This window comes from Pedobacter nototheniae, from assembly GCF_032678625.1.
Classification (GTDB): Bacteria; Bacteroidota; Bacteroidia; order Sphingobacteriales; family Sphingobacteriaceae; genus Pedobacter; species Pedobacter nototheniae_A.
This window is the reverse complement of record NZ_JAVTSO010000013.1, coordinates 1-6,170: the sequence shown is the minus strand read 5'-3', so window position 1 is coordinate 6,170 and position 6,170 is coordinate 1. Positions and strand designations below refer to the sequence as shown.

At 46.9% G+C, this 6,170-nt stretch carries 2 tRNA genes and 4 rRNA genes; all 6 read left to right on the top strand.

Annotated features, from left to right (window positions below):
* Nucleotides 1–426: 426 nt before the first annotated feature.
* The 6 genes from R2Q77_RS20905 (at nt 427) to rrf (R2Q77_RS20880) (ending at nt 6,159) form a co-directional block, all read left to right on the top strand.
* A 16S ribosomal RNA gene (locus R2Q77_RS20905) occupies nt 427–1,946 on the top strand.
* 199 nt (nt 1,947–2,145) lie between these two features.
* Nucleotides 2,146–2,220: transfer RNA gene (locus tag R2Q77_RS20900), tRNA-Ile, on the top strand.
* Between the two features lie 82 nt (nt 2,221–2,302).
* Nucleotides 2,303–2,376, top strand: a tRNA-Ala gene (locus tag R2Q77_RS20895).
* A 411-nt stretch (nt 2,377–2,787) separates the two neighbouring features.
* Nucleotides 2,788–5,662: ribosomal RNA gene (locus tag R2Q77_RS20890) — 23S ribosomal RNA — on the top strand.
* 140 nt (nt 5,663–5,802) lie between these two features.
* Nucleotides 5,803–5,914 (top strand): 5S ribosomal RNA (gene rrf / locus R2Q77_RS20885).
* 133 nt (nt 5,915–6,047) lie between these two features.
* Nucleotides 6,048–6,159 (top strand): 5S ribosomal RNA (rrf, locus tag R2Q77_RS20880).
* The 16S, 23S and 5S rRNA genes sit together here with 2 tRNA genes alongside, the layout of an rRNA operon.
* Nucleotides 6,160–6,170 lie beyond the last annotated feature (11 nt).

Here is a 6,170-nt window from a genome sequence, read left to right as displayed (position 1 = left end):
GGTTTAAATTAGGGTAATAACCGATTAAGCCATTTAAAACAAAAAGAAAAAAAGAATTTATTTTTCTTGCGGATTAAAAAAGTTTTTCTACCTTTGCAATCCCAAACGGAAACGAAGGGGATACCAAAACGGCGGATGTCGATGCGGTTAACAAAAAAGATTGAAATAAACGGGATTGGAGTTTAGGGAATATAAAGACCTTGAATGAGATTAAAGTTTAAAGATATATACACATGATCGGCCGTGAGGTTACCAGATCAACAAGTTCTTAAAAGAGATGTCAATGTAGCGTAGCGAGGTAATGAAGTACGCATTCAAGTACAGAATACCGTCGCTTTATTTTAAAGACAATGTCTAACAGACAAATTAAAAAAGAAGACTATTTTTAACGATAGTTAAAACTGGTCAGAATCAACACAACATTTTACAATGGAGAGTTTGATCCTGGCTCAGGATGAACGCTAGCGGCAGGCCTAATACATGCAAGTCGAGGGGTAGAAGAGGCTTGCTTCTTTGAGACCGGCGCACGGGTGCGTAACGCGTATGCAACCTACCTTAATCAGGGGGATAGCCCGAAGAAATTCGGATTAACACCGCATAAAATCACAACATAGCATTATGTAATGATCAAATATTTATAGGATTAAGATGGGCATGCGTGTCATTAGCTAGTTGGCGGGGTAACGGCCCACCAAGGCGACGATGACTAGGGGATCTGAGAGGATGACCCCCCACACTGGTACTGAGACACGGACCAGACTCCTACGGGAGGCAGCAGTAAGGAATATTGGTCAATGGAGGCAACTCTGAACCAGCCATGCCGCGTGCAGGAAGACTGCCCTATGGGTTGTAAACTGCTTTTATCTGGGAATAAACCTATTTACGTGTAGATAGCTGAATGTACCAGAAGAATAAGGATCGGCTAACTCCGTGCCAGCAGCCGCGGTAATACGGAGGATCCAAGCGTTATCCGGATTTATTGGGTTTAAAGGGTGCGTAGGCGGCCTGTTAAGTCAGAGGTGAAAGACGGTAGCTCAACTATCGCAGTGCCTTTGATACTGATGGGCTTGAATAAACTAGAGGTAGGCGGAATGAGACAAGTAGCGGTGAAATGCATAGATATGTCTCAGAACACCGATTGCGAAGGCAGCTTACTATGGTTTTATTGACGCTGAGGCACGAAAGCGTGGGGATCAAACAGGATTAGATACCCTGGTAGTCCACGCCCTAAACGATGAACACTCGCTGTTGGCGATAGACAGTCAGCGGCTAAGCGAAAGCGTTAAGTGTTCCACCTGGGGAGTACGCTCGCAAGAGTGAAACTCAAAGGAATTGACGGGGGCCCGCACAAGCGGAGGAGCATGTGGTTTAATTCGATGATACGCGAGGAACCTTACCCGGGCTTGAAAGTTAGTGAATTATTTAGAGATAAATAAGTGAGCAATCACACGAAACTAGGTGCTGCATGGCTGTCGTCAGCTCGTGCCGTGAGGTGTTGGGTTAAGTCCCGCAACGAGCGCAACCCCTATGTTTAGTTGCCAGCACGTAATGGTGGGGACTCTAAACAGACTGCCTGTGCAAACAGAGAGGAAGGAGGGGACGACGTCAAGTCATCATGGCCCTTACGTCCGGGGCTACACACGTGCTACAATGGATGGTACAGAGGGCAGCTACATAGCAATATGATGCGAATCTCACAAAGCCATTCACAGTTCGGATTGGGGTCTGCAACTCGACCCCATGAAGTTGGATTCGCTAGTAATCGCGTATCAGCAATGACGCGGTGAATACGTTCCCGGGCCTTGTACACACCGCCCGTCAAGCCATGGAAGTTGGGGGTACCTAAAGTATGTAACCGTAAGGAGCGTCCTAGGGTAAAACCGATAACTGGGGCTAAGTCGTAACAAGGTAGCCGTACCGGAAGGTGCGGCTGGAATACCTCCTTTCTGGAGTAGCATTGACTACTCGCTGCGCAACATGATACTCTACAAAAAGAGAAACACAAGAAACACCCAGAAGATAAGTTCGGTGATTATACTATAAAGGTATATGAGTAGGATACTTAAAAGAATAGGTGCAGAAAAAAGAGAAGCAGTAGCGGTAAGATACTATATACTGCTGGATCTGCTGCCACTTAAACCATAAAGTCCCGTAGCTCAGCCTGGTTAGAGCACTACACTGATAATGTAGGGGTCTCCAGTTCAAATCTGGACGGGACTACTATATAGGTTGTGAGGATGAAGTAAATAGGTAAAGGTTAAATGACCTGAGCTGATGTTACTATAGACTCAAGACTAACTCTGGGGGATTAGCTCAGCTGGCTAGAGCGCCTGCCTTGCACGCAGGAGGTCAACGGTTCGACTCCGTTATTCTCCACATTTGAGCATAAAGCTTAAAGACCAAAGCAGAAAGCTTTCAAAAAACGAAAAGAAAGAAGTTCATCAGGATTGATGGCATACATTGACATAATTAAGAAAAGAAGAAACGCCAAGGGGCACATATGTATATAATAATATAAATATGAAACGGTTCGAGACCGCAGTTTTTGACTAACAAGACGAAGCTAAAGGCTTAGGCGCAGGGCATGAAACCTGCAACTTTATACCCTTTACCTAATCTTAGTAAAGTTCTTTGACATATTGGAAGAAGTTAAAAAAGAAGAGCAAACAACAATAGGCGACTGTTGTGTTTGTGCTCACCGGCGAGAGTAGCAATACGATCAATGGTATGAGACATCATAACAAGAGCAAAAAAGCATACTATACGGCGCAAAAGGCGTATAAGTAGAAGAAAGTAATAAAGAGTACACGGGGGATGCCTTGGCTCTCAGAGGCGATGAAGGACGTGATAAGCTGCGATAAGCTTCGGGTATTTGCAAATAGGAATAGATCCGAAGATTTCCGAATGGGGCAACCCGGCTAGTTGAAGACTAGTCACATAATGAGCAAACCTGCCGAACTGAAACATCTAAGTAAGCAGAGGAAGAGAAAATAATAATGATTTCCTAAGTAGTGGCGAGCGAACGGGAAAGAGCCCAAACCTATTTTGTTACGGCAAAATGGGGGTTGTAGGACTACGATGTGGTATTAACAAACAGAAGTGGAACGGGATGGGAAGCCCGGCGATACATGGTGATAGCCCAGTACACGTATAGAATGTTAGCCTAGTAGTATCCTGAGTACCGCGAGGTCGGAGACGCCTTGTGGGAATCTGCCGGCACCATCCGGTAAGGCTAAATACTCCTGAGAGACCGATAGTGAACCAGTACCGTGAGGGAAAGGTGAAAAGAACCCCGAACAGGGGAGTGAAATAGAACCTGAAACCGTGTACTTACAAGCGGTCGGAGCGTCCAGGTGGCGTGACGGCGTGCCTTTTGCATAATGAGCCTACGAGTTACTCTTCTCTGGCAAGGTTAAGTGTTTAAGACACGGATCCGAAGCGAAAGCGAGTCTGAATAGGGCGTATAGTCAGAGGAGGTAGACGCGAAACCTTGTGATCTACCCATGGACAGGTTGAAGGTGCGGTAACACGTACTGGAGGACCGAACCGATAAACGTTGAAAAGTTTCCGGATGATCTGTGGGTAGGGGTGAAAGGCTAATCAAACTGGGAAATAGCTCGTACTCCCCGAAATGTTTTTAGGAACAGCGTGGATATTAAGTTTAATAGAGGTAGAGCTACTGATTGGGTGCGGGGGAGTCAAATCCTACCAAATCCAGACAAACTCCGAATGCTATTAAATATGATCTGCAGTGAGGCCCGGGGTGCTAAGGTCACGGGCCGAGAGGGAAAGAACCCAGACCATCAGCTAAGGTCCCAAAGTGTACGCTAAGTTGAACTAACGAGGTCCGATTGCACAGACAGCTAGGATGTTGGCTTGGAAGCAGCCATTCATTTAAAGAGTGCGTAACAGCTCACTAGTCGAGCGATCGGGCATGGATAATAAACGGGCATTAAGTGTATCACCGAAGCTATGGGATTGAAATATATCGGTAGGGGAGCATTCTAACGGCAGTGAAGGTATCTGGTAATGGGTGCTGGAGCTTTTAGAAAAGCAAATGTAGGCATAAGTAACGATAAGGCGGGAGAGAAACCCGCCCACCGAAAGGATAAGGTTTCCTGATCAACGCTAATCGGATCAGGGTTAGTCGGGACCTAAGGAGAACCCGAAGGGGAAATTCGATGGACAACTGGTTAATATTCCAGTACTTTTTATAACTGCGATGTGGGGACGGAGTAGTGACACTGCCGCGATCTGACGGAATAGATCGTTAAAGGGCGTAGGTATATCGATGGTAGGCAAATCCGCCAACGATGCTGAAACCTAATAGTACCGCGAGTCTTCGGATGAGTGGATAGAGCAGGTAAACAGACTTCCAAGAAAAACCGCTAAGCTTCAGGTTATAAAAACCCGTACCGCAAACCGACACAGGTATCCGGGAAGAGAATTCTAAGGTGCTCGAGTGAATCATGGCTAAGGAACTCGGCAAAATGGCCCTGTAACTTCGGGAGAAGGGGCGCTGGCAGCAATGTCAGCCGCAGTGAAAAGGCCCAGGCGACTGTTTAACAAAAACACATGGCTTTGCAAAATCGAAAGATGAAGTATAAGGCCTGACACCTGCCCGGTGCTGGAAGGTTAAGAGGGGATGTCATCCGCAAGGAGAAGCATTGAATCGAAGCCCCAGTAAACGGCGGCCGTAACTATAACGGTCCTAAGGTAGCGAAATTCCTTGTCGGGTAAGTTCCGACCTGCACGAATGGTGTAACGATCTGGGCGCTGTCTCAGCCATGAGCTCGGTGAAATTGTGGTCCCGGTGAAGACGCCGGGTACCCGCAACGGGACGGAAAGACCCCATGCACCTTCACTACAATTTAACATTGACATTGGATACAGGATGTGTAGGATAGGTGGGAGGCTTTGAAGCGGCATCGCTAGGTGTCGTGGAGCCAACGTTGAAATACCACCCTTTCTGTATTCGGTGTCTAATCCCTCCAGTAGGGAGACATTGTTTGATGGGTAGTTTGACTGGGGTGGTCGCCTCCAAAAAGGTAACGGAGGCTTTCAAAGGTAAGCTCAATACGCTTGGTAACCGTATGAGGAGTGCAATAGCATAAGCTTGCTTGACTGTGAGACAGACAAGTCGATCAGGGTCGAAAGACGGATATAGTGATCCGGTGGTTCTGCATGGAAGGGCCATCGCTCAAAGGATAAAAGGTACGCTGGGGATAACAGGCTGATCTCCCCCAAGAGCTCATATCGACGGGGAGGTTTGGCACCTCGATGTCGGCTCGTCACATCCTGGGGCTGGAGAAGGTCCCAAGGGTTCGGCTGTTCGCCGATTAAAGTGGCACGCGAGCTGGGTTCAGAACGTCGCGAGACAGTTCGGTCCCTATCTGTTGTGGGCGTAGGAATTTTGAGTGGGGCTGACCTTAGTACGAGAGGACCGGGTTGGACTAGCCTCTAGTGAATCTGTTGTTCCGCCAGGGGCATTGCAGAGTAGCTACGCTGGGAATAGATAAGCGCTGAAAGCATCTAAGTGCGAAACTAGCCACGAGATGAGAATTCCATATAGGACCGTAGAAGACTACTACGTTGATAGGTTATAGATGTAAAGCTGGTGACAGCATAGTCGAGTAATACTAATCATCCGAAGCTTTCAAAAGCAACATACTGTTGTTTGTTCTTCAAACTAACTTCTTTCAATAATATGTCATTTAAGGCTGGAAGGCCGAAGGCAATAAGGCGGAAGGTAATTACCCTCTCCCTTTAAACCCTCCCTCCCTGAACCTTATTTAAAAATATTTAGGTGCCTATATCGGTGGTGTCCACCTCTTCCCATTCCGAACAGAGAAGTTAAGCCCACCAGAGCCGATGGTACTGCGGTAACACGTGGGAGAGTAGGTCGGTGCCAAATCTTAAAAAGAAACCCTGTAACGAACCGTTGCAGGGTTTTCTTGGTTTTATACAAGGGTATAAATAAAGTCAGGGGTGTTTGGATTGTTAACCACCCGGTTTAGTTAGAAATATTGAAATCGATATAAAAATATTTAGGTGCCTATATCGGTGGTGTCCACCTCTTCCCATTCCGAACAGAGCAGTTAAGCCCACCAGAGCCGATGGTACTGCGGTAACACGTGGGAGAGTAGGTCGGTGCCAGATCTTAAAAAGAA